This window comes from Arthrobacter sp. Soc17.1.1.1, assembly GCF_036867195.1.
In the GTDB taxonomy this organism is placed as follows: Bacteria; Actinomycetota; Actinomycetes; order Actinomycetales; family Micrococcaceae; genus Arthrobacter_D.
This window is the reverse complement of the sequence record NZ_JBAJII010000001.1, coordinates 2,761,985-2,785,380: the sequence shown is the minus strand read 5'-3', so window position 1 is coordinate 2,785,380 and position 23,396 is coordinate 2,761,985. Positions and strand designations below refer to the sequence as shown.

The window sequence follows — 23,396 nt, the reverse complement described above, 5'->3', positions numbered from 1 at the left end:
GATCCTCAGGGGTTGGCGGCCGAGGAGGACGGTTCCGCGAGAGCGTGCAGGGGGCCGTCGTCGAACGCGTCCAGCAGCGCCCGGATGTCCTTGTACACCTGGACCGCACCGGCGTCCCACAGCTCGGCCTCGCTCGTGCCGCCCGAGGCGAGGCCGACCGTGGGGATCCCCAGCTCCTTGGCCGCGATGACGTCCCACACCGAGTCGCCGACGAACACGGCGTGTGCCGCCTCCAGTCCGCCGGCGTCCAGCGCGGCCTGGAGGATGTCCGGGGAGGGCTTGCTGTTCTCGGCGTCGGACGAGCTCGTGGCTGCGCTGATGGACGCGTCGGCGTCGATGATGCCGCGCATGACACCGAGTTCCTGCTGCGAGGCGGAGGAGGCGAGCACCACGACCAGGCCGCTGTCCGCGCAGCGGCGGACGAGGTCGCCCGCACCCTCGAAGGCCCGCAGTCCCGGCCAGAAGGTGGAGAAGACCGCGCCGTGTGTCGCGTCGAGCTCGGCGTCCTGGTCGGGGTCGCGATCGTCGCCGAGGAGGTGCGCCACGAGCTTGTCCCCGCCCATGCCGATGGCCCGGTGGATCTCCGCCGCCGGGACGTCATGGCCGAACCGCCGGAATGCCTGCCACCAGGCGAGGGTGTGCTGGTAGTTCGAGTCGACGAGCGTGCCGTCGACGTCGAACAGCACTCCGCGCCGTCCGCCTGCTGCCTTCGTGGTGTCGTCCGCCATCCTGTCCGCCTTCCGTGGGTCCTGATCGCCAGGGGTCCTGATCGCCAGGGTCCTGATCGCCAGGGTCCTGATCGCCAGGGTCCTGGGTCCTCCGTCGAGTCTAGGAACGCACGGGGCCGGACGGCGCGGTGTGCGTGAGGTTGCAGCGGACGGCGAAGTGTGGCCCGCCCGGGGCAGGTGGGCCAGGAGGGCAGGTGGGCTAGGAGGCGGCCACGGGCTCGACGACGACCGCCACCCGTTCGTCGCCGATGCGCGTCAGCACGAGCGTGGCCTTCTTCCGGCCCTTGCCCGATCCGGTCAGCAGCTGCCGCCGCACCTCCTCGGGGGTCACCGACAGTCCGCGCTTCTTGATGTCGAGGACACCGATGCCCTCCCGGCGCACCCACATCTTCAGCGCCTTCACGTTGTAGGGGCGCACCTCGAGCACCCTGTAGGCGCGGGCGAACGGGGTGTCCGTGTGCGACGGCGCGCAGATGTACGCGATCATCGGGTCCAGCAGGTGCCCGCCGAGCTGCGCGGCGAGGTCCGCCACCAGCTCGGCGCGGATCACGGCGCCGTCGGGTTCGTAGAGGTAGCCGCCCGGTGCGCCGACGGCCGCCGTCGGGCCCTCTCCGAACTCCGCCGCCGACACCATCTCCGCGGCACCCCGCGGGCCGATGACGAGCGCGGCGCGGCGGACGCCCTCGCGCCGCAGCGCGTTGAACCAGAGCGCCACCTCCGTGACGTCGCCGTCCACGGAGACCCACTGGGCCTCGCACGTGGCCGGGATCGATGCGTGGGGCATGCCCGGGCCCATCTTCACGCCCACGGGCTTCCCGCCGTCGGCGAGGTCCTGGACGAAGGACAGCGGTGGCGAGAACGCCTCGGGGTCGAACAGGCGGGAGGTTCCCGACGTCGTCGTGGTCCTGCGCGCCGGGTCGAGCCACACGCCGTCGTACGCCGCGGTGTCCACGGTGGCGGCGTCGGCGTTGACGACGCGCGCGTTCGGGAAGGGCAGCAGGTTCATGGTCGCGGCCGCGGCGGTGGTCTCGTCGAGCTCGACGGCGGTGACCTCGCGGTCGAGGGTGGCCAGGGCCATGCTGTCCGCACCGAGCCCGCAGCCGAGATCGGCGATCCTCACGAGCCCGGCGTCGACGAAGCGCTGCGCGTGGCGCGCGGCGACGGTCAGGCGCGTGGCCTGCTCGAGGCCGGCCGCCGTGAAGACCATGTGCTCGGCGAACGGCCCGAACTTCGCCGACGCCTTCGCCCGCAGCCGTGACTGCGTGAGGGCCGCGGCGACGGCTTCGGGGGAGTGGCCGGCCTTCCGCAGCTGTCCGGTGAGCCGCAGGCTGTCGGCCTCGGTGTAGGGCCCGAGCGAGTTCAGCAGCTCCCAGCCCTCGGGGGTCAGGATGTCCGCGATGTTCTCCGAAGCCATGCAGCCAGCCTAGGCGAAGTACACGCCGATCCTGTTGCCGCGGATCTGCTCCACCTGGATCTCGACGTCGTACACGCGGTGGAGCACCTCCGGGGTCATGATCTCCTCCGGGGTGCCCTGGTGGATCAGGGCGCCGTCGCGCATCGCGAGGATCGTGTCCGAGTAGCAGGACGCGAAGTTGATGTCGTGGATCACGAGCACCACGGTCTTCCCGAGGTCGTCGGCGAGGCGGCGGAGCAGGCGCATCATGTCCACCGAGTGCTTCATGTCCAGGTTGTTGAGCGGCTCGTCGAGCAGGATGTGGTCGGTGTCCTGTGCGAGGACCATGGCGATGAACGCGCGCTGGCGCTGCCCGCCGGAGAGCTCGTCGACGAACCGGTCCGCCAGGTCGGTCAGGTCGAGGTAGTCGAGGGCGCGCTCGATGTGCTCCCGGTCCGCCGCCGTGGGACGGCCGTTGGAGTGGGGGAACCGGCCGAACCCGACGAGGTCGCGCACGGACAGCCGGACCGTGAGCTGGTTCTCCTGCCGGAGGATCGACAGGGTGCGGGCGAGGTCCCGACCCGGAGTCGTGCTGACGTCCAGTCCGTCCACCTCCACGCGGCCGGCATCGAGCGGGAGGAGCCTGCTCATCATGGACAGCAGGGTGGACTTGCCGGCGCCGTTGGGGCCGATGATCGAGGTGACACCGCCCGGGATGGTGCAGCTGACGTCGTCCACCACGGTGGCGGTCCCGTAGCGCTTGGTGGCGTGGCTGACGGTGATCACCGGATACGGCCTTTCAGGAGGAGGGCGAGGAAGACGAGGCCGCCGGTGAACTCGATGACGATGCTGAGGGCGGTGTCGAACGCGAAGACCTGCTCGAGGACGAGCTGGCCGCCCACGAGGGCGATCACGCCGAGCAGGACGGCGACGGGCAGCACGACGGCATGCCGGAAGGAGGCGCACAGCTGGTAGGCGAGGGCCGAGACGAGCAGGCCGAAGAACGTCGCGGGTCCCACGAGGGCCGTGGAGACGGCGACGAGCACCGAGCAGATCACGAGGACCAGCGTCACGGTGCGCCGGTGGTCCACGCCGAGCCCGATCGCGGTGTCGCGCCCGAGGGCCAGGACGTCGAGGCGGTGGCGCAGCCGCCAGGCCGGCACGCACAGTGCGGCGACGGTGACGGCGGAGATCAGCAGCAGCGTCGGATCCACCCGGTTGAAGCTCGCGAAGAACAGGTCCTGCAGGATGATGTACTCGCTCGGGTCCATGAGGCGCTGGAGCAGCGAGGAGACGCCGCGGAAGAAGACGCCGAACACGATGCCGACCAGCAGCAGCAGGTGCAGGCTCCGCCCGCCGCCGGTGAACAGCCACCGGTACAGCAGCCAGGAGAAGCCGACCATGAGGGTGACCTCGACCCCGAAGCGGACCGGCGCCCCGAGGGTGAGGAGCGTCGAGGCACCGAGGGCGAACGCCAGGACGGTCTGGATGAGCACGTAGAGCGCGTCCAGCCCCATGATGGACGGCGTCAGGATCCGGTTGCCGGTGACGGTCTGGAACAGCACGGTGGACACCCCGACGGCGACGGCGACGAGCACCATCGCCCCGACACGGTTCAGGCGCCGCGGCAGCACGTAGCCGAGGTCGCCCTGGACGTCGACGAGCAGGAACGCCGCGACGAGCACGACGGCGGCGGCGCCGAGCACCGCGAGCCACACGCCGGCCGGCAGTGCGGTGAGCGGCTTCCGGCCGGACTGCACGACGGCGGTGGGCAGGGGGCTGGTCCTAGCGCGCACCGGCGGTCCTCCGAACGAGCAGGGTGATGAACAGGGCGCTGCCGACCACGGAGACGATCACGCCGACGGGCACCTCGTAGGGGAAGCGGATGACCCTGCCCAGGATGTCGCACGCCAGGAGGAACCCGGCTCCGAACAGGGCGATCCACGGCACGGCGCGGCGCACGTTGTCGCCGATGAACAGGGACACGAGGTTGGGCACGATCAGCCCGAGGAAGGGGACGGCGCCCACGACCACGACGACGACGGCGCTGATGAGGCTCACCAGGACGAGGCCGAGGTTCATGGTGCGCCGGTAGCCGAGGCCGAGGTTGGTGGTGAACTCCTCGCCCATGCCGGCCACGGTGAACCGGTCGGCGCAGACGTACCCGACGACGGCGAGGACGGCCACGAGCCACAGCATCTCGTAGCGCCCGCGGACGAGCCCGGAGAAGTCGCCGATCATCCACGTGTTGAGCGTCTGCAGCAGGTCGAAGCGGTAGGCGAAGAACGTCGTCACGGCCGCGATGACACCGCCGAGCATGATGCCCACGAGCGGGACGATCAGCGTGTTGCGCAGGGGGATCCGGCGCAGGACCGAGAGGAAGAGCGCCGTCCCGGCCACGGCGAAGAGCGCGGCGATCCCCATCTTCGCCACGACCGGGGCGGCGGGCAGCAGCAGCGTCGCCACGAGGATGCCTGCGGTGGCCGACTCCACGGTGCCGACCGTGGAGGGCTCCACGAACCGATTGCGGGCCATGAGCTGCAGGATGAAGCCGGCGACGCCGAGCGCCACGCCGGCTAGGAGGACCGCCAGGGTGCGCGGCACCCGGCTCACGAGGAACGTCTGCCACACGCCGGCGTCGCCCGCGAGCAGATCTCCGGGGGAGACGGCCGAGACGCCCACGAACAGGCTGACGAGGGCAAGCAGCAGCACGGCTCCGCCGGCTGCCACGAGGGACAGGGACCGGGCGGAACCGCGCTGCTGGGTCGGCCGCTGCGGCCGGAGGGAGAGCGTTGCCATGGGGGCGCCCGCCGCGGGAGCGGCGGAGCGGGTCAGGCCGCGACGGCCTCGTTGACGGCGGAGACCATGGCGTCGAGGTTGTTCAGCCCGTATCCGATGAGGTACCAGCTCGCGGAGTCGAGGTAGGTGACGTCGTCGTTCCTCGCCGCTTCCGTGCCGTTCACGAGCTCGTTGTCGAGGACGGCGGAGCCCGCGGCCCCGGCCTCGCCGACGGCGGCGTCACGGTCAATCACGAAGAGGTGGGCCGGGTCGATCTCGGCGATGTACTCGAAGGAGACGGCCTCGCCGTGCGTGCCCTCGCTCTTCACCTCGGCGGCGGGCTTCACGCCCAGCACGTCGTGGATCAGGCCGAAGCGCGATCCGGCACCGTACGCGGTGACCTCGCCCGCGCTGGTCATCAGCACCAGGCCGGTGCCCGCGGACGCCGCCGCGTCCCTCGTCTCGGAGATCCTGGCGTCGAGTGCCGCCAGCCGTTCGGCGACCTCGTCCTCCGCGCCGAAGATCCGGCCGAGGGACTCGGTGTGCTCGGTGAAGCTCGCGATCGGGTCCGCGGCGTCGACGCTGAGGTCGATGGTCGGTGCGATCTCCGCGAGCTCGTCGTAGGAGTCGGCGACGCGGCCCGAGATGATGATGAGGTCCGGGGCGGCGGCCGCGATCGCTTCGAAGTCCGGCTCCTTCATGGACCCGATGTTCGTGGTGTCGCCTCCCTCGTAGGCCGAGAGCTGGGCGGGCAGGGTCCCCTGCGGGACGCCGGCGACGTCCACGCCGAGGGCGTCCAGGGTGTCGAGGGCGCCCAGGTCGAAGGTGAACACCGTCTCGGGATCCACCGGCACCTCGGTGGTGCCCTGCGCGTGCTCGACGGAGACGGTCGAGGCGGCCGCGGGCTCGCCGGCAGCTTCGGAGGAACCACCGCACGCCGTGAGGGCGAGGGTGGCCGCAGCGGCTGCGGAAAGGACGGCGAGGCGCACGTGTGCCATGGGGTGGACTCCGTAGGGGGAAGGGCCGGACGAACCGGACGTCGTGAAGATGTCGTCGAAGTAAGGGATGCCTTACTCCTTCTGAATGTAGAGGGCGGCGTGGGAATTACGCAACCGGAGTGTGTCCTAATGCGTCGGAAGGTGCGCGCCTGGCCGTGCCGTCGCCGTCGCCGTCGCCGTCGTCAATGCTGGCACTCGCCTTGACCGAGTGCCAGCCCTTGCATACAGTCGGAGTTGGCACTCGCTCACCGCGGGTGCTAATCCCGAGGGAAGCGTTCACCGGCACCGCGACGACGGTTCACGCCCCACCCGAAGGCCCCCAATCCATTGGTATCGAACGCAAAGGAGAGCCCGAGTGTCGGTCTCTATTAAGCCCCTTGAGGATCGCATCGTTGTCCGCCCCCTCGAAGCCGAGCAGACCACTGCTTCCGGCCTCGTCATCCCGGACACGGCCAAGGAGAAGCCCCAGGAGGGCGAAGTCGTGGCAGTCGGACCGGGTCGCGTCGACGACAACGGCAACCGCGTGCCCGTCGATGTCGCCGAGGGCGACATCGTCATCTACTCGAAGTACGGCGGAACCGAAGTGAAGCACGGTGGCACCGAGTACCTGGTGCTCTCCGCCCGCGACGTCCTCGCTGTCGTCGTCAAGTAGTACCCCTTGAGGAGAAGCCCCGGCCCGCAGTGGCCGGGGCTTTTCCTCGCCAAGCCTGAAAGGAACCACCAGTGGCAAAGCAGTTGGAATTCAACGACGCCGCCCGCCGTGCCCTCGAAGCCGGCGTGGACAAGCTCGCGGACACCGTCAAGGTGACGCTCGGCCCCCGCGGACGCAATGTGGTGCTCGACAAGAAGTGGGGCGCCCCCACCATCACGAACGACGGCGTCACGATCGCCCGGGAGATCGAGCTCGACGACCCGTACGAGAACCTCGGCGCCCAGCTGGCCAAGGAGGTCGCCACCAAGACCAACGACGTCGCCGGTGACGGAACCACCACCGCCACGGTCCTGGCCCAGGCACTCGTCAAGGAAGGCCTCCGCAACGTGGCCGCCGGTGCCGCCCCGGGACAGCTCAAGCACGGCATCGAGGTGGCGGTCGAGGCCGTCGCCAAGCGCCTGCTCGAGAACGCCCGCGAGGTCGTCGGCCAGCAGACCGCCAACGTGGCCTCCATCTCCGCGCAGAGCACCGAGGTCGGGGACCTCCTCGCCGAGGCGTTCGACAAGGTCGGCAAGGATGGTGTGATCACCATCGAGGAGTCCTCCACCACGCAGACCGAACTCGTCCTCACCGAGGGCATGCAGTTCGACAAGGGCTACCTCTCGCCGTACTTCGTGACCGACGCCGAGCGCCAGGAAGCTGTCCTCGAGGACGCGCTCATCCTCATCAACTCCGGCAAGATCTCCTCGCTCGCCGAGTTCCTCCCCCTGCTGGAGAAGGCCCTGCAGGCCGGCAAGCCGCTGTTCATCATCGCCGAGGACATCGAGGGCGAAGCGCTCTCCACCCTGGTGGTCAACAAGATCCGCGGCACCCTGAACGTCGTCGCCGTCAAGGCCCCGGGCTTCGGTGACCGCCGCAAGGCCATGATGCAGGACATCGCCACCCTCACGGGTGCGCAGGTCGTCTCCCCGGATCTCGGCCTCAAGCTGGACCAGGTGGGCCTCGAGGTGCTGGGTTCCGCACGCCGCATCACCGTCACCAAGGACGCCACCACGATCGTCGACGGCACCGGCAGCGAGTCCGACGTCGCCGACCGCGTGGCGCAGATCCGCGCCGAGGTGGAGCGCACCGACTCCGACTGGGATCGTGAGAAGCTCCAGGAGCGCCTCGCGAAGCTCGCCGGCGGTATCGGCGTCATCAAGGTCGGCGCTGCCACCGAGGTGGAGCTCAAGGAGAAGAAGCACCGCATCGAGGACGCAGTGTCCTCCACGCGTGCCGCTCTCGAAGAGGGCATCGTGGCCGGCGGCGGTTCCGCGCTGGTCCACGCCGGCAAGGCGCTCGACACCGACCCCGACGTCCTGGCACTCGAGGGCGACGCGGCCACCGCCGTCGGCCTCGTGCGCCGCGCGCTCGCCCAGCCGCTGCGCTGGATCGCCGAGAACGCCGGGCACGAGGGCTATGTCGTCGTCGCGAAGGTCTCCGACCTCGAGGACGGCCACGGCTTCAACGCCGCGAGCGGCGAGTACGAGAACCTGGTCGACGCCGGCATCATCGATCCCGTGAAGGTGACGCGCTCCGCCCTGCGCAACGCGGCCTCCATCGCGGCACTCGTGCTGACCACGGAGACCCTCGTGGTCGAGAAGCCCGAGGAGTCCGACGACGAGGGCCACGGCCACTCGCACTAGGACTGCCCGGCCGAGGACTCCTCGGTCCAGCTGACACAGCAGCACCCCGGTTCCTCGAGGAGCCGGGGTGCTGCTGTGTCCGGGTGCTTCCGCATGCTTCCGGGGTGCTTCCGGGCCGGCGGCGGACGGACCGCGCACCGCGGTCGTCCCGCACGGCTCCCGAATGGCTCCCGCAGACGACGAAGCCCCGGCGCCGAGGGCACCGGGGCTTCGTCGAGGCGTACGGATCAGGCGTCGACGACGATCGCCGTGACGACCGGCTGGCGGTTGTAGAACCGGCGCATCCAGTTCGCCGTGGCCCGCTCGATGATGTCCTCCGGGTCCTGGCGGCGGCCGCCCTGGCGGTTGGACGCGGCGTCGCGCAGTGCCTTCTCGACGGCGGCACCCGCCTTGTCCAGGTCCTCGTCGGAGCAGGAGAAGCCCTTGGTGAAGAACTCCGGCGCCTCGACGATGTCCCCGTTGTCCGGGTCGATGATCGCGAGGACCGTGACCACGCCCTCCTCCGCGAGGCGGCGGCGCTCCACGAGGTCCTCCTCGGTGATCCCGCCGACGCTGTCGCCGTCGACGAAGACCAGGCCGGCCTCGACCTTGCCCGAGAGGGTGGCCCGTCCGCGGGCGAGGTCGACGGTCACGCCGTCCTGCGCGATGACGACGTTGCGGGGATCGACGCCGGTGGCGACGGCGATCTCCGAGTTGGCGCGCAGGTGGCGCCATTCGCCGTGCACCGGCATGACGTTGCGCGGCTTGACGATGTTGTAGCAGTAGGCGAGCTCGCCGGCGCTCGCGTGGCCCGAGACGTGCACCTTGGCGTTGCCCTTGTGGACCACGTTGGCGCCGATCTCGGTCAGGGCGTTGATGATGCCGTAGATGGCGTTCTCGTTGCCCGGGATGAGCGAGCTGGCCAGCAGGACCGTGTCGCCCTCGCTGATGCGGATGGCGTGGTCCTTGTTGGCCATGCGCGAGAGGGCCGCCATGGGCTCGCCCTGCGAGCCCGTGCAGATGAGGACCACCTTGTGGTCGTCGCTGCGCTCGAGCTTCTTGAAGTCCACGAGCAGGCCCTGCGGGATGTTGAGGTAGCCGAGGTCCGCGGCGATGGTCATGTTGCGCACCATGGAGCGGCCCACGAACGCCACCTTGCGGCGGTGCTGGTGCGCGGTGTCGATGATCTGCTGGATGCGGTGGATGTGGCTCGCGAAGCTCGACACGATGATGCGGCGCGGCGCGGTGCGGAACACGGCGTCGATGGCCGGCGCGAGGTCCTTCTCCGAGGTGGTGAAGCCGGGGACGTCCGCGTTCGTGGAGTCGGTGAGGAACAGGTCCACGCCCTCCTCACCGAGGCGCGCGAAGGCGCTGAGGTCCGTGATGCGGCGGTCCAGGGGGAACTGGTCCATCTTGAAGTCGCCCGTGTGCAGCACCATGCCGGCCGCGGTGCGGATGGCGACGGCGAGGCTGTCGGGGATGGAGTGGTTCACCGCGACGAACTCGAGGTCGAAGCCACCCATGGTCCGCCGGTCGCCCTCCTTGACCTGCACGGTCTTCGGGGTGATGCGGTGTTCCTTGAGCTTGGCCTCGATGAAGGCCAGCGTGAGCCGCGAGCCGACCAGGGGGATGTCCGCGCGCTCCTTGAGGAGGTACGGGACACCGCCGATGTGGTCCTCGTGGCCGTGCGTGAGCACGACGGCGACGACGTCGTCGAGGCGGTCGCGGATGTAGGAGAAGTCGGGGAGGATGACGTTGACGCCGGGCTGGTGTTCCTCGGGGAACAGGACGCCGCAGTCTACGATCAGCAGTTTGCCGTCGAACTCGAAGACGGTCATGTTTCTGCCGATCTCACCGATGCCTCCGAGCGCGACGATGCGCATGGCTCCATTGGCCAGTTCGCGGGGTGCTTTCAGTGCGGCAGGTCTCTTATTCACAGATCAGTTATCTCTCGTTCATGCGGGGGCGGGTCGTGCCCGTCCGACAGTCGTCGTCGAGGCCGGTGGATCCGGCGATTCCGGTCCGTGGTCCCCGGTATCCCCGGGAACATGCTCCTCCAAGAGTACGTGGTCCGCGGGTGCCCCGGCGGATCGGTCGCTCGCCCCGGTCCCCGTCCCGATGCCCCGGAGGACCCGACGCGACAGTAGACTGGAGGTTTTGGCCCGCCACGACCCGGCTCCCGAGGAGGATCAGCGTGATGCCCGTCCTGCACCCAGCCCCTCCTGCCACCGGTGGGGGAGCGGCGCCGAACCCCGGCGAGCGCCGGTTCCGGCCCGAGGTGCAGGGCCTGCGTGCACTGGCCGTGGGCATGGTGGTGATCTACCACGTGTGGCTCGGGCGGGTCTCGGGCGGCGTGGACGTGTTCCTGCTGATCTCCGCGTTCCTGCTCACCGTCACCTTCACCCGGCGCCTCGAGACAGGACAGCCGCTCGCGCTCACCGCCTACTGGCTGGGACTGCTCCGGCGGCTGCTGCCCGCGGCCGTCGTCGTGCTGCTGGCGGTCCTCGCGGCGACCGCCGTCCTGGTGCCGAGCTCGCGCTGGCGGTCCGTCCTGGACCAGACGTGGGCGTCGCTGACGTACCGGCAGAACTGGGTGCTGGCCGGCAACGCCGTGGACTACTACGCCCTGGACTCCAGTGCCGCGAGTCCCCTCCAGCACTTCTGGTCGCTGTCCATCCAGGGGCAGGTGTTCCTGCTCTGGCCGCTGCTGTTCGCCCTGGCCGGCGTGGTCGTCGCCGTCACCCGCCTGCGGGTGCGGCCCGTGCTCCTGGTCCTGTTCGGCGCCGTCCTCGCCGTCTCGCTCGCGTTCTCGATCCGGCAGACCGGCACCGACCAGGCGGCCGCCTACTTCGACACGCGCGCCCGGCTGTGGGAGTTCGCGCTCGGCTCGCTCGTGGCGCTGGCGCTGCCGTACCTCGTGCTGCCGGTCCGGGTGCGCGTGGTGCTCGGCTGGGCCGGCGTGGCGATGATGCTCGCGTGCGGCGTCCTCCTCCAGGTGCAGCAGCAGTTCCCCGGCTACGTCGCCCTCTGGCCGACACTCGCCGCGGCCGCCGTGATCGTCGCCGGTCGCACCGGCAGCCGGGCCGGCGTCGACCGGTGGCTGTCGGCCGCACCCCTGCTGCGCCTCGGCGAGGCGTCCTACGCGCTGTACCTGTGGCACTGGCCCGTCCTCGTCCTCTGGCTCATCGTCGCGGACAAGCCCTCCGCCGGACTGCCCGACGGCGCCGTCGTCATCGCCGTGTCCCTGCTGCTCGCCGTGCTCACCACGCGCCTCGTCGAGGACCCGGTGCGCTCGTGGACGTGGCCGTCGGTGCGGCGGCGCCACACGGTGCTCGTGGCGGCGGCAACCCTCTCCCTGGTCGTGGTGCCCCTCTCGGGCTGGGAGTACCGGGTGCAGGCGCAGGAGGCGGCGGTGGAGCGGCAGACGCGCGAGGACAATCCCGGCGCCGCCGCCCTGGACCCCGGCTTCCGGTTCCGCGGTGCCGACGACGCCCTGGTCAAGCCGCTCGCCAGCAGCCTCGGCGACGAGTGGGCGGCGGTGGACGGCCCCTGCCCACCGACGCTGATGCCGGCCGACCCGCAGCTGTCCTCGTGCGTCCGGACGGGGGACGAGGCGACCGCGGAGCGGACCGTCCTGGTGCTCGGCGACTCCCACTCCCAGATGTGGATGACAGCCCTCGGAGCGGTGGCCACCGAGAACGACTGGCTCGCCGTGTCGGTGCACAGGCCCGACTGCCGGTTCGTCGACGCACCCGGCACGGTGTCCCCGGAATGCCAGGCCTTCAACGAGGCCGTCACGGACTACGCCCTCCGGCTCTCGCCCGACGCCGTGCTCACGGTCGGCTCGCGGACGGCCTGGAGCTCGCCCGACGAGCAGGTGCCCGCGGGATTCGAGGCCGCGGTCGCGCCCCTGCTCGACGCCGGCATCCCCGTCGTGGCCCTCCGCGACACCCCGCGGTTCGAGGAGGACATGGCCGAGTGCACGGCCCGCAACGCCGCGGAACCATCGGCGTGCGACGTCCCCGTGGCGCAGGTGCTGCCGCCGTCGTCGCCCCTCGCCGCCGTCGCCGAACGCGTCCCCGGGCTGGAGTACCTGGACCTCACCGATCTCGTGTGCGCGGAGGCCACATGCCACGGGATCGTGGGGAACGTCCGCGTCTTCATGGACCGGGACCACCTGTCCAAGTCCTACGTCGAGACCACCGTCCCGGTCTTCTCCGAGCGGCTGAGGGACGCGCTCGGCTGGTGACGCGGGGTGAGGAGGGTTGAGGTGGGGTGAGTGGGGACGGTCACGGAATAGGGGTCCCCCGGGAATGGTTCTAGACTGACAAGGCCCGCGGGTTCCGCCCGCGTCGAGGCCCCTACCCCCACCCGGTCATCCCGAAAGAGGCGCAGCAGTGAGCCAGCAGTCCGGCCAGAACGAGACACACGACCCCTTCGGATTCATCGGCCTGACGTACGACGACGTCCTCCTGCTCCCCGGCCACACCGACGTGATCCCCTCCGAGGCGGACACGTCGTCGCGCATCTCGAAGCGCATCACCGTCAGGACCCCGCTGCTCTCCTCCGCCATGGACACCGTGACGGAGGCCCGCATGGCCGTGGCCATGGCCCGCCAGGGCGGGCTCGGAGTCATCCACCGCAACCTGTCCATCCAGGACCAGGCGGACCAGGTGGACCGCGTGAAGCGCAGCGAGTCCGGCATGATCACGAACCCCCTGACCATCGGTCCCGACGCCACGCTGCAGGAACTGGACGAGCTGTGCGGCCACTACCGCGTCTCCGGCCTGCCCGTCGTCGACCCGGCAGGACGCCTCCTCGGCATCGTCACCAACCGCGACACGCGCTTCGTGCTCGAGCGTGAGTTCCCGCGCACCCTGGTGCGCGACGTCATGACGAAGATGCCTCTCGTCACCGGGCACGTGGGCATCAGCGGCGACGACGCCATCAATCTCCTCGCGGCCAACAAGATCGAGAAGCTCCCGCTCGTCGACGAAGAGGACGTGCTCCGCGGCCTCATCACCGTCAAGGACTTCACGAAGGCCGAGCAGTACCCGCTCTCCACCAAGGACGACGACGGCCGCCTGCGGGTCGGCGCGGCCATCGGCTTCTTCGGGGACGGCTGGGAGCGCGCCATGACGCTCGTCGAGGCAGGCGTCGACGCCCTCTTCGTGGACACCGCCAACGGGCACAGCGCCGGCGTCCTCGAGATGATCGCCCGCCTGAAGGCGGAGAAGTCCGCGGCGCACGTCGACATCATCGGCGGCCAGGCGGCCACGCGCGAGGGCGCGCAGGCCCTGATCGACGCCGGCGCGGACGGCATCAAGGTGGGTGTGGGCCCGGGCTCCATCTGCACCACGCGCGTCGTCGCGGGCGTCGGCGTCCCGCAGGTCACCGCCATCTACGAATCCGCGAAGGCCGCGATCCCCGCGGGCGTCCCCGTGATCGCCGACGGCGGCCTGCAGTACTCCGGCGACATCGGCAAGGCCCTCGTCGCCGGTGCCGACACCGTCATGCTCGGTTCGCTCCTCGCCGGTTCCGCCGAGGCGCCGGGAGAGCTCATCTTCGTCAACGGCAAGCAGTTCAAGACCTACCGGGGCATGGGGTCCCTGGGCGCCATGCAGACCCGCGGCAAGAACACCTCCTACTCCAAGGACCGCTACTTCCAGGCGGACGTCTCGGGCGACGACAAGCTTATCCCCGAGGGCATCGAGGGCCGCGTGGCCTACCGCGGCCCCCTGGCGTCCGTGGCGTACCAGCTCGTCGGCGGGCTGCGGCAGACCATGTTCTACACCGGGGCACGCACCATCCCCGAGCTGAAGGCCAAGGGCAAGTTCGTGCGTATCACGGCGGCCGGCCTGAAGGAATCCCACCCGCACGACATCCAGATGACGGTCGAGGCACCCAACTACGGCTCCAAGTAGCACCAGCGCGGCACACCGGCCCCCGCCCCTGATCCCGTGGGCGGGGGCTGATGCCGTATGAGCGGACTCCCGCAGCCCGAAGCCGCGGCACGCCGCACGCTCCGCCTCCGCCCCTATGCCCGCGCTGTAGGCCAGGTGCTCGTGGTGAGCGCGAAGGCGTCGCCGGGGGCCGTCGCCATGAAGATCGCCGGCTCGCTCATCTCCGCGACCCTGCCGCTCGTCACCACCTACTTCGCCTCGCTGACGACGACGGCGCTCGCCGCCGCCTACGCGGGCGACCCGGACGCCGGGCGGTCCGCCGTCGTCTACGTGATCGTCACCGCCGTCCTCGGGCTGCTGTGGGGCGCCTTCACGAGCGTCGACCGCTACATCCAGCAGGTCCTGAGCTTCCGCGTCGGTGCGATCGTGGGCGACCGCATGTACGAGCGGTTCCTGGCGCTGGAGTTCTGGCGGTACGACGACAAGGAGACGGTTGACCTCTACGACAGGGCCCGCCGCTTCTCCGACTCCTACGCACGGGTCCTCGACCGCATCGCGGCGATCTTCACGCAGCTGGTCTCGGTGGTGCTCGCGATCGGCGCGCTGCTGCTGGTCAGCTGGTGGATCGCCCTGATCGTCCTCCTCGCGATCATCCCGAGCGTCTACCTGCAGTTCCGGCTGTCCCGGGAGCAGATGGCGCACTGGAACACGCAGGTGGACTCCCGGCGGCAGCGGCGCATGATCGAGACGAACCTCATGAAGCCGCAGAACATCGCCGAGATGCGCCTGTACGGGATCGTCCGGTACCTCATGGACCTCCGCTCCACCCTGCGCGACGCCGACGAGAAGCGGCGCCTGGACTTCCAGAAGCGCTACATCCCCAAGCAGCTCCTCGCGGACGCCCTGCAGTACGGGGCGGAGCTGCTGGCGCTGGTGTGGATCGTGGGGCAGATCATCGCCCGGGCCCAGCCCGTGGGCCAGTTCCTCTACGTGCAGCAGATCGTCAGCCGGGCGCTGAGCACCGCCAACAGCCTCGTGTCCTCGCTGAGCTCCATCGACGAGGACCTGGCGAACCTCAAGGACTACGAGCAGTTCATGGACTTCCCGCTGTCCACCGGGGCCCCCGGGCGCCTGGCCGAGGCGCCCGCCGTCGTCGAGCTCCGCGACATCCACTTCACGTACGCGGGCAGCGAGGAGGAGGTGCTGAAGGGCATCTCGATGTCCTTCGAACGCGGCACGCACGTGGCCGTGGTGGGCGAGAACGGTGCCGGGAAGTCGACGCTGGTGCGGGTCCTCGCCGGCCTGTACCAGCCGAGCAGGGGAGCGGTGCTGCTCGACGGACGCGACCTGCGCGGGATCGGCATCGACGACTGGCACCAGCACCTCGCCGTCATGAGCCAGGACTTCCTGCGCTACGAGTTCGCGACCGCCGCCAACAACATCTACTTCGGTGACGTCCACCGCGCCCGCGACGACGAACGGGTGCGGCGGGCGGCCGAGGACGCCGACGCTGCGGACTTCATCGCCAGGATGCCCAACGGCTACGAGAACTACGTGAGCAACTGGATGGAGGACCCGCGCGGCCGGAAGGGCAGCGGCCTCTCGGGCGGGCAGTGGCAGCGGCTGGCGATGGCCCGCAACTTCTACCGGGACGCGCCCTTCATCGTCATGGACGAGCCGACGTCGGCCATCGACGCGCTCGCCGAGCACCGCATCTTCACGCGGCTCTTCGCCGACCGTTCGCGGACCATCATCGCGATCAGCCACCGCCTCGCGACCATCGAGAAGGCCGACGTCGTGTACATGCTCGAGGACGGGCGCGTGGTCGAGTCGGGGACGCACCGGGAGCTGGTGGCGCTCCGGGGCCGCTACTTCAGGATGTTCGAGAGCCAGCTGCCGGACGCCTGATCCCCGCCGCGGGTCCGCGCGCTCCGACGGTGTGGGCGGGTGTGGGCGGGTCAGTCGTCCCGGTCGTCCTCCGGATCCTCCTCGTAGCCCACCGACTTCTCCTGGAGGAACTGGCACAGGGAGGCCGCGGCCAGGAGCTCCGCGGCGAGGCCGTGCAGCTCGGCCGGTGTCAGTTCGAATTCGTCCTCGCGGGCATCGAACGAGACGGACCACCGCGCATTCCCGATGGAGACCGGTTGCATGTAGATCCCGGTGCTGCCGATCCTGAGCGGAACGGTCACCAGACCGGTGTCGGCTCCGCCCTCGCCGTCCTGCACGAGGACGGTGATGAGCGCGCCCCCTTCCCGCGTGGTCCGGAACTCGTCGACCCAGGCCTCCAACGTCTTCTTGCTGCGGAACGGCATCCCGTCGTCCTTCCTCGATGTCCCTTTACCCGCAGTTCACCCTATGGTGTCCCACCGACGCCGCCCGATCGCAGGGGTGACCCCATCATCACGTCAGGGCATCGCGCCCCGTCATCACACCCCGTCATCACACCCCGTCACCGCACGGGGAACAGGCGGGGCCCGCGCGGACGGCCCGTCGCATCGCCACCCTCGGCCACGCCTCGAGTCCTGCCTCCGCCTCGTGCCGCCGCACCGCGGCCAGCCCGGGCCCCAGGTCGGCCTCCGCGAGGTCCGCGAAGCCGAGGCGCCGGTAGTACGGCGCGTTCCAGGGCACGTCCCTGAAGGTCGTCAGGGTCAGGGACGGCATGGAACGGAGGCGCGCCCACGCCTCCGCCTCGTCGATCAGCCTGCGCCCGAGACCCTGCCGCGCGTACCCGGGGTGCACGGACACCTGCTCGATGTGCGCGGCGCCGTCCACGACGGCGAGCAGCAGGTAGGCGACGGGTGCGGCTTCGTCGGAGGCGACCCAGCCCCGGCCCGCCGCGCAGGACGCGGCCAGCACGGACAGCGGCAGCGGCTCGTCGTCCGCGATCGCGGCCATCCCCAGCTCGCGGAAGGCGAGGCCCGCGGCACGCTCGACGGCCGGGAGGAAGGGCACGTCCGAGGCGACCATGGGCCGGACGGCGACCGCGACCGGCGCGGGACGAGGGCGTTCGGGCATGATGTGCTCCTTCCGGCGTCGGTCGGCGCGAAACGGACCCCGTGGCGGGGCGGTCGGCGCGGCACGGAGCACGACGCTTTGCAGCGGGCGGCTCTTCCTGCGAGGATAGCCCCGCAGGAAGCACGAGGATCAGGAAACAGGGACGGATGAGCATGCAGCGGAGCCTCAGGGCCCGGTCTGCCGCGGAGAGCGGGGTGGCCGTTACGGCCTGCTGCGCGCCCGCGCCCTCACCGGCACCCCCGACCATGGCAGGCAGCCTCCCGGCCTGATGCACCGCCGAACCCCGTTCGGCGTGCCAGTCCGCCGTACGCGCGAGGCGCCGCGCCCCCATGGCCGGGACGGCCGAGACCGATTCCCTCGACCCTCCAGCTGCTAAGGCGCTTCTCCATGCAACACCTCTCCATCAAGGACATCCGCTCCTCCTTCATCAACGCCACCCGGTCCGAGACCGCGAAGCTCACCCCGCCGAAGAACCTCGACACCCTGGACTGGGAGAACCTCGACTTCCTCGGCTGGCGCGACGAGAAGATGCCGCTCCGCGGCTACCTCGTGGTCCCGGGCCCCCAGCGTCCGACCGGCATCCTCCTCCGGGCTCCCGAGGGAGGGGCGCGCAAGGGCCGCGCGGTCCTCTGCGAACTCTGCCGGGACGTGCACTCCAAGGAGGACGTCCTCCTGTGGGTGGCACGCCGCTCCGGCCAGTCCGGACGCGACGGCAATACCGTCGGGACGCTGATCTGCGCCGACTTCGTCTGCTCTGCCAACGTGCGCCGGGAACCGCCCGCCAGCGAGATCCACCCGGACCCGGCCGTCGTCGTGCGGCGGCAGGCGGGCGAGCTGCGCGAACGCACCGGGAAGTTCCTCGACCGCGTGGACCAGCGGTAGCCGCCGCGGTGCGCACCCGGACCCGGACGGCGGTACCCCGGGTCCGGGTACGCGCCGCAGGCGTGCGTCCGGACGCAGGACGCCGCGGGGGTGCCCCGGTGGACCCGGACGCAGGGATCGGGGGTGCCGCCGGTCGGCGGGCGCCGCTGGGCTAACCTAGAGCAGTGACTTACGAGATCGAGATCGGCCGGGCCAAGCGCGGACGCAGGGCATATTCGCTGGACGACGTGGCGGTGGTGCCCTCCCGGCGCACCCGGGACCCGCTCGACGTCTCCGTGAGCTGGCAGATCGACGCCTACCAGTTCGAGATGCCCGTCGTCGCCGCTCCCATGGATTCGGCCATGTCGCCCGCCACCGCCATCGCCATGGGCCGCCTCGGCGGCCTCGGGGTGCTCAACCTCGAGGGGCTGTGGACCCGCTACGAGGACCCGCAGCCGGTCCTGGACGAGATCGCCGGTCTCAGCACCGAGGCCTTCAGCCCGGCGGCCACGCGTCGGATGCAGGAGCTGTACAGCGCGCCCATCCGCGCCGAGCTCATCACGAGCCGCCTCGCGGAGATCCGCGAGGCCGGCGTGACCGTCGCGGGCTCCCTCACGCCGCAGCGCACGCAGCAGTTCTACAAGACCGTCCTCGCCGCCGGCGTCGACATCTTCGTGATCCGCGGCACCACGGTGTCCGCGGAGCACGTGTCGAAGAACGAGCAGCCCCTGGACCTGAAGAAGTTCATCTACGAGCTCGACGTCCCGGTGATCGTGGGTGGCGCCGCGGGCTACACGCCGGCCCTCCACCTCATGCGGACGGGCGCGGCCGGCGTGCTGGTCGGCTTCGGCGGCGGAGCGACGACGACGACGCGGCGCGCGCTCGGCATCCACTCGCCGCTCGCCTCGGCCATCGCCGACGTGGCCGGTGCCCGCCGCGACTACATGGACGAATCCGGCGGCCGCTACGTCCACGTCATCGCCGACGGCGGCATGGGCGCCAGCGGCGACATCGTCAAGGCCATCGCGATGGGCGCCGACGCCGTCATGCTCGGCTCCGCCCTCGCCCGCGCCGAGGAGGCCCCCGGCAAGGGCTGGCACTGGGGCCAGGAGGCACACCACCACGAACTCCCGCGCGGCGACAGGGTCAACATCGGCACGGTCGGCCCGCTGCAGGAGGTGCTCTGGGGTCCCTCCCACCACACCGACGGCACGTCCAACCTGATCGGCGCGCTCCGCCGGGCCATGGCCACCACCGGGTACTCGGACCTCAAGGAGTTCCAGCGGGTGGAAGTGGTCCTCTCGCCCTACGTCTCCACCGACTGACCGGGACACGCGGACGCCTGCGCCGGGTACGGCCGGGCTAAGCTGGAAGGCCATGGCCGGCGGGAACTTCGAAAGGCACACTGTGAGCGACCTGTCCCTCGAGCTGCACGATGCCGAACTCACCACCCCCGACCTCGTGATCCTCGAGATGGAAGCGGTCTCCAAGGAGGACGCCGCAGCCCAGCTGGCCGGGCGCCTGCATGCCGCCGGGCGCATCTCGGACCTGCAGGCCTTCCTCGACCAGGTCAACTCGCGCGAACACCAGATGGCCACCGGGCTGCCCGGCGGCGTCGGCCTGCCGCACGCCCGCAGCGAGTACGTGAACCAGACCTCGATCGCCGTCGGCGTCACGCGCTTCGGCCACAGCCTCGACTTCGGCGCCGTGGACGGCCCCGCCACGCTCGTCCTCCTCATGGCCACGCCCGCGCAGTCCTTCTCGGAGCACCTCGAGGTGCTCGCCACGATCGCCCGCAGCCTGTTCAAGGAGAACTTCCGCGAGTCGCTGCGCCGTGCGCACGACGCCGAGGTGATCGCCGAGCTGATCAACTCCTCGCTGGTGTTCTTCGAGCACTAGCGCCCGCCTCCGGGCCCTACTCGCTCCGCCAGGAGTTCCACAGCGACGCGTACGCGCCGTCCAGGGCCAGCAGCTCGTCGTGCGAGCCGAGCTCCGCGATCCGTCCGTCCTCCACCACGGCCACGCGGTCGGCGTCGTGGGCCGTGTGCAGCCGGTGGGCGATGGCGATGACGGTGCGCCCCTCGAGGACGGCGTTCAGCGAGCGCTCGAGGTCCCGTGCCGCCTGCGGGTCGATCAGCGACGTCGCCTCGTCCAGGACCAGGGTGTGCGGATCGGCGAGGATCAGCCGGGCCAGCGCCAGCTCCTGCGCCTGCGCGGGCGCCAGTTCGTGTGCGCCGGAACCCACCTCCGTGTCCATGCCCTCCGGGAGCTGCTTCACCCAGTCGAGGGCGCCGACGCTGCGCAGCGCCTCCTCGATCTCGATGTCGCCCGCATCCGCGCGACCGAGCCTGACGTTGTCCGAGACCGACCCCACGAAGACGTGGTGCTCCTGCGTCACGAGGGCCACCTCGCGGCGCAGGTCGTCCAGCGGCCGGTCCACCAGGGGGACACCGCCCACCGTGACGGAGCCCGAGGTGGGCGGGTGGATCCCGGCGATCAGCCGGCCCAGGGTGGACTTGCCGGCACCGGAGGGACCGACGACGGCGAGACGCTCACCGCGCACCAGGGTGAGGTCCACGCCGTGGAGCACGTTGTGGCCGGGCCGGTACGCGTAGGTCGCCGCCGACACCACGATGTCCTCGTTGGCGGGTTCCGCCGCCGTCGCCTCGCGGTCCGGCTCGACGTCCTTGATGCCGATGATGCGCGCGAGCGACGCCGCGCCGACCTGGATCTCGTCGGTCCACATGATGAGCAGGTCCACCGGGTCGATCAGCCGGACGGCGAACAGGGCCACCGCGGCCACCGCTCCGGGCGTGACGACGCCCTGGCCCGCGAGCCAGCCTCCCCACAGCAGCACCGCCGCGGCGGGCAGCCAGAAGGCGATGTCCGCGGCCGGGAACAGGACCGAGCGCAGCCACAGCGTGTACCGCTCCGCACGGAAGCTCGTGCCGAGGGCGGCGTCGAGATCCTGGCGGCGCAGCGCCCCGAGGCCGAGGGCGTCGACGGTCCGGGCGCCCTCGATGGACTCGGTGATGGTCCCGTTCACCACGGCGTAGGTCTCGCGCTCACGCATGTAGCCGGCCGCACTGCGCCGCAGGTACCAGCGCGTCACGGGCCACAGCAGCGGCAGGCCCACGAGGAGGCCGAGGGACAGCACGGGCGAGGTGATGACGGCGGCGCCGAGGGTCAGGAGGATGGTCACCATGGAGACGACGACCTGCGGCACGCCGAAGCGCACCGTGTGGGACACCGCGTCGATGTCGTTCGTCGTCCGGGCGACGAGGTCGCCGGTGCCGGCCTTCTCGACGGTGGACAGCGGCAGCGCCGTGACGTCCTCCATGAAGTCCTCGCGCAGCTCGGCGAACACGCGCTCGCCGAAGACCATGCCGGAGCGCACGGCGTACCGGCGCAGCACCGACTGCACCGCGAGGAACCCGAGCATGCCGACGGACACGGCCGCCACGAACGACGCCGTCGTGCCCGCGGACACGGCGTCGACGAGGATGCCGAGCAGGAGCGGCCCGGCGAGGCCCGCGACGGCCGACCCGACGTACAGGGCGATCACCGTTCCGAGGGCACGCCGGTGGTGGCGGATGAGGCGCGAGGCCTCGTCGCGGACGGACGCCGGTCCGGCGACGGGGAGCTTGGCCGTGCTACTCACTGCGGATCACCACGTTCCGATAGGTGCTGCTGCTGGTCATGAGGTCCTTGTGGCTGCCCTGCGCGCTGACCCGGCCGTCCTCGAGGAAGACCACCCGGTCCACGACCCTCAGCAGCAGCGGGCTCGCGGTGACGATGACGGTCGTCCGGCCGTCCCGCCGTCGGGCACCGCCGAGCCGGGCCGCGATGCGCTGCTCGGTGTGGGCGTCCACGGCGCTCGTCGGCTCCACCAGGACCAGGTTCTCGGCGCCGGTCAGGTAGGCACGCGCAAGGACCAGGCGCTGGCGCTGCCCGCCGGAGAAGCTCCGGCCGCGCTCGGTGACCTCGTGGTCGAGGCCGCCCTCGAGCCCGTCGAGGATGTCGAGGGCGCTCGCTGCCTCGAGCGCCGCGAGGATGGCATCGTCGCCGTGCCGGCCCTGGGGGTCGAGCTGCGCGCGGAGGGATCCGCTGAAGAGCTGCGGGGCGGCCTCGCTCACGACGATCCGCGCACGGATGTCCGCGAGCGGCACGTGCCGGAGGTCGGCGGCACCCCAGCGGACGGTGGCCTCCTCGAGCACGGCGTCCTCGAACCGGCCGAGGCGCGTCACGGCGTCCGTGGACTCAGCAGGTTCCCGCGAGACGACGGCGGTGATCAGCCCGGGCTCGACGACGACGCCCGACCGCTCGTCGACGAGGACCGCGCCGGGCGGCGGGGGGTCCACCGGCGTCGTGCTCTCCGCGACGGCGGCGTCGACCGACAGCACCGCGATGATCTTCCGCGCGCCGACATGGGCGCGGATGAAGCGGGCCACCGAGTCGGCGGCCGCGCGGATGGGCGTCATGAGGAAGATAGAGAAGCCGTAGAGGGCCACGAGCTCCCCGGGCGTGATCCCGCCCGCGAGGACCAGCGACGCGCCCACCCACGTGAAGACCACGCTGAAGGACCCGGCGATGAACACCTGGGACGCCTCGAGGTCGGCGAGGGAGCGGGCCACCCGGATGCCCGAATCACGCGTCACGGCCGACTTGTCACGGTACCGGCCCACGAAGATGTGCTCGCCGCCGATGCCGCGCAGCACGCGCAGTCCCGCCACGGTGTCCGCGCCCACCGCGGTCATCCGGCCGGACGCCTCGCGCTGCTCGCGCTGCCGCGCCTGCATGGGCCGGACCACGAAGAGCAGGAGCCCGCAGCACACGGGGACGCCGACGAGCACGACGACGCCGAGCACAGGGGAGGTCTGCCAGATGAGCACGGTGACCACCAGCCAGGCCGCCGCCGCTCCGGCGAGTCGCGTGAGCACCTCGTACACCTCGCCCAGCCGGAAGGCGTCGGAGGCCGCGGTGGACACGACCTCGCCCGTGGAGAGCGCGGCGGGGAGGGCATCACCCGTGCGGCTGATCTTGTGGCCCACCAGGCGGACGGAACGGAACGCGGCCTGCATCCAGCTGCTCACACCGGCCCGGTGCGTCGCGGTGTCGGAGACGGCCTGGACCACCATGAGTCCGAGCAGCGCACCGGCCCAGCCGAGCAGGGCACGCGTGTCGCCGCCGATGATCCCGTCGTCGAGGGCGCGCCCGAGCACGAAGGGCATGACCGCCTGCGACGCCATCCACACGGTGCCGAGGAGCACCCCCGCCGCGAGTGTCGCCTTCTGCTGCCCGCCGAGCCACAGCAGATAGCGCGCGGGGGAGCGCAGGTCCGGCGAGCCGGTCAGGGGGTAGGGAAAGGAACGCACGAGGATTCATCCTAGACGGCATCCGCGCG

At 71.0% G+C, this 23,396-nt stretch carries 19 protein-coding genes; 8 read left to right on the top strand and 11 right to left on the bottom strand.

All coding sequences use genetic code 11. The features are described 5' to 3' along the window. Positions 1-5: 5 nt before the first annotated feature. The 6 genes from V6S67_RS12840 to V6S67_RS12815 all read right to left on the bottom strand — a co-directional run bounded on the left by V6S67_RS12840 (position 6) and on the right by V6S67_RS12815 (position 5,897). Positions 6-728 (bottom strand): HAD family hydrolase, encoded by a 723-nt coding sequence (locus tag V6S67_RS12840; protein ID WP_334210610.1) that lies wholly within the window; start codon positions 726-728, stop codon positions 6-8. 199 nt (positions 729-927) lie between these two features. Next, on the bottom strand, positions 928-2,142 hold the full coding sequence (locus V6S67_RS12835; RefSeq protein ID WP_334210609.1) for a class I SAM-dependent methyltransferase: 1,215 nt from the start codon (positions 2,140-2,142) through the stop codon (positions 928-930). 9 nt (positions 2,143-2,151) lie between these two features. Beyond that, on the bottom strand, positions 2,152-2,907 hold the full coding sequence (locus tag V6S67_RS12830) for an iron ABC transporter ATP-binding protein (protein WP_334210608.1): 756 nt from the start codon (positions 2,905-2,907) through the stop codon (positions 2,152-2,154). Then, a complete protein-coding gene (locus V6S67_RS12825) occupies positions 2,904-3,917 on the bottom strand; it encodes an iron chelate uptake ABC transporter family permease subunit (RefSeq protein ID WP_334210607.1) in 1,014 nt (337 codons plus the stop codon). The genes V6S67_RS12830 and V6S67_RS12825 overlap by 4 nt, the downstream gene beginning before the upstream one ends. Further along, positions 3,907-4,920 carry an ABC transporter permease gene (locus V6S67_RS12820; RefSeq protein ID WP_334210606.1) on the bottom strand — a complete coding sequence of 338 codons (1,014 nt, stop codon included), beginning with the start codon at positions 4,918-4,920 and terminating at the stop codon, positions 3,907-3,909. Before V6S67_RS12820 ends, V6S67_RS12825 begins: the two co-directional genes overlap by 11 nt. 32 nt (positions 4,921-4,952) lie before the next feature. After that, positions 4,953-5,897: a siderophore ABC transporter substrate-binding protein gene (locus tag V6S67_RS12815; protein ID WP_334210605.1), complete on the bottom strand. Its 945-nt coding sequence runs from the start codon at positions 5,895-5,897 to the stop codon at positions 4,953-4,955. A gap of 355 nt (positions 5,898-6,252) precedes the next feature. Here V6S67_RS12815 and groES point away from each other — a divergent pair, with 355 nt between their 5' ends. Then, positions 6,253-6,549, top strand: coding sequence for a co-chaperone GroES (groES, locus tag V6S67_RS12810; protein ID WP_334210604.1), 297 nt, complete (start codon positions 6,253-6,255; stop codon positions 6,547-6,549). 71 nt (positions 6,550-6,620) lie between these two features. Then, entirely contained in the window at positions 6,621-8,234 is a 1,614-nt protein-coding gene (gene groL, locus V6S67_RS12805; protein ID WP_334210603.1) for a chaperonin GroEL, read from the top strand. A gap of 227 nt (positions 8,235-8,461) precedes the next feature. Here the strand turns inward: groL and V6S67_RS12800 are convergent, their stop codons facing one another. Beyond that, the gene (locus V6S67_RS12800) at positions 8,462-10,096 is read right to left on the bottom strand and encodes a ribonuclease J (protein WP_334211595.1); all 1,635 of its coding nucleotides are present in this window, start codon (positions 10,094-10,096) and stop codon (positions 8,462-8,464) included. Between the two features lie 314 nt (positions 10,097-10,410). Between V6S67_RS12800 and V6S67_RS12795 the strand changes: the two genes are divergently transcribed. From V6S67_RS12795 to V6S67_RS12785, 3 genes are all read left to right on the top strand, one after another. Then, complete coding sequence (locus V6S67_RS12795; RefSeq protein ID WP_334210602.1) at positions 10,411-12,462, top strand: acyltransferase family protein; 2,052 nt, start codon at positions 10,411-10,413, stop codon at positions 12,460-12,462. 148 nt (positions 12,463-12,610) lie between these two features. Continuing rightward, the gene (guaB, locus tag V6S67_RS12790; protein ID WP_334210601.1) at positions 12,611-14,137 is read left to right on the top strand and encodes an IMP dehydrogenase; all 1,527 of its coding nucleotides are present in this window, start codon (positions 12,611-12,613) and stop codon (positions 14,135-14,137) included. Positions 14,138-14,194: 57 nt separating this feature from the next. After that, entirely contained in the window at positions 14,195-16,024 is a 1,830-nt protein-coding gene (locus tag V6S67_RS12785; RefSeq protein WP_334210600.1) for an ABC transporter ATP-binding protein, read from the top strand. 50 nt (positions 16,025-16,074) lie between these two features. Here V6S67_RS12785 and V6S67_RS12780 read toward each other — a convergent pair whose 3' ends face one another. Together V6S67_RS12780 and V6S67_RS12775 are read right to left on the bottom strand one after the other, a co-directional pair. Then, the gene (locus V6S67_RS12780) at positions 16,075-16,428 is read right to left on the bottom strand and encodes a hypothetical protein (protein ID WP_334210599.1); all 354 of its coding nucleotides are present in this window, start codon (positions 16,426-16,428) and stop codon (positions 16,075-16,077) included. 127 nt (positions 16,429-16,555) lie between these two features. Then, positions 16,556-17,131: a GNAT family N-acetyltransferase gene (locus tag V6S67_RS12775; protein WP_334210598.1), complete on the bottom strand. Its 576-nt coding sequence runs from the start codon at positions 17,129-17,131 to the stop codon at positions 16,556-16,558. Positions 17,132-17,518: 387 nt separating this feature from the next. On the opposite strand from V6S67_RS12775, the gene V6S67_RS12770 reads away from it, so the two are divergent. The 3 genes from V6S67_RS12770 (at position 17,519) to V6S67_RS12760 (ending at position 19,891) form a co-directional block, all read left to right on the top strand. After that, positions 17,519-18,013: an FBP domain-containing protein gene (locus tag V6S67_RS12770; protein ID WP_334210597.1), complete on the top strand. Its 495-nt coding sequence runs from the start codon at positions 17,519-17,521 to the stop codon at positions 18,011-18,013. Positions 18,014-18,177: 164 nt separating this feature from the next. After that, a complete protein-coding gene (locus tag V6S67_RS12765; RefSeq protein WP_334210596.1) occupies positions 18,178-19,317 on the top strand; it encodes a GuaB3 family IMP dehydrogenase-related protein in 1,140 nt (379 codons plus the stop codon). A 52-nt stretch (positions 19,318-19,369) separates the two neighbouring features. Beyond that, entirely contained in the window at positions 19,370-19,891 is a 522-nt protein-coding gene (locus tag V6S67_RS12760) for a PTS sugar transporter subunit IIA (RefSeq protein WP_442884796.1), read from the top strand. 16 nt (positions 19,892-19,907) lie between these two features. Here the strand turns inward: V6S67_RS12760 and V6S67_RS12755 are convergent, their stop codons facing one another. Then, positions 19,908-21,653, bottom strand: a complete 1,746-nt coding sequence (locus tag V6S67_RS12755; protein ID WP_334210594.1) for an ABC transporter ATP-binding protein — start codon at positions 21,651-21,653, stop codon at positions 19,908-19,910. Further along, positions 21,646-23,367, bottom strand: coding sequence for an ABC transporter ATP-binding protein (locus tag V6S67_RS12750; protein WP_334210593.1), 1,722 nt, complete (start codon positions 23,365-23,367; stop codon positions 21,646-21,648). The genes V6S67_RS12755 and V6S67_RS12750 overlap by 8 nt, the downstream gene beginning before the upstream one ends. Between the last annotated feature and the right edge of the window lie 29 nt (positions 23,368-23,396).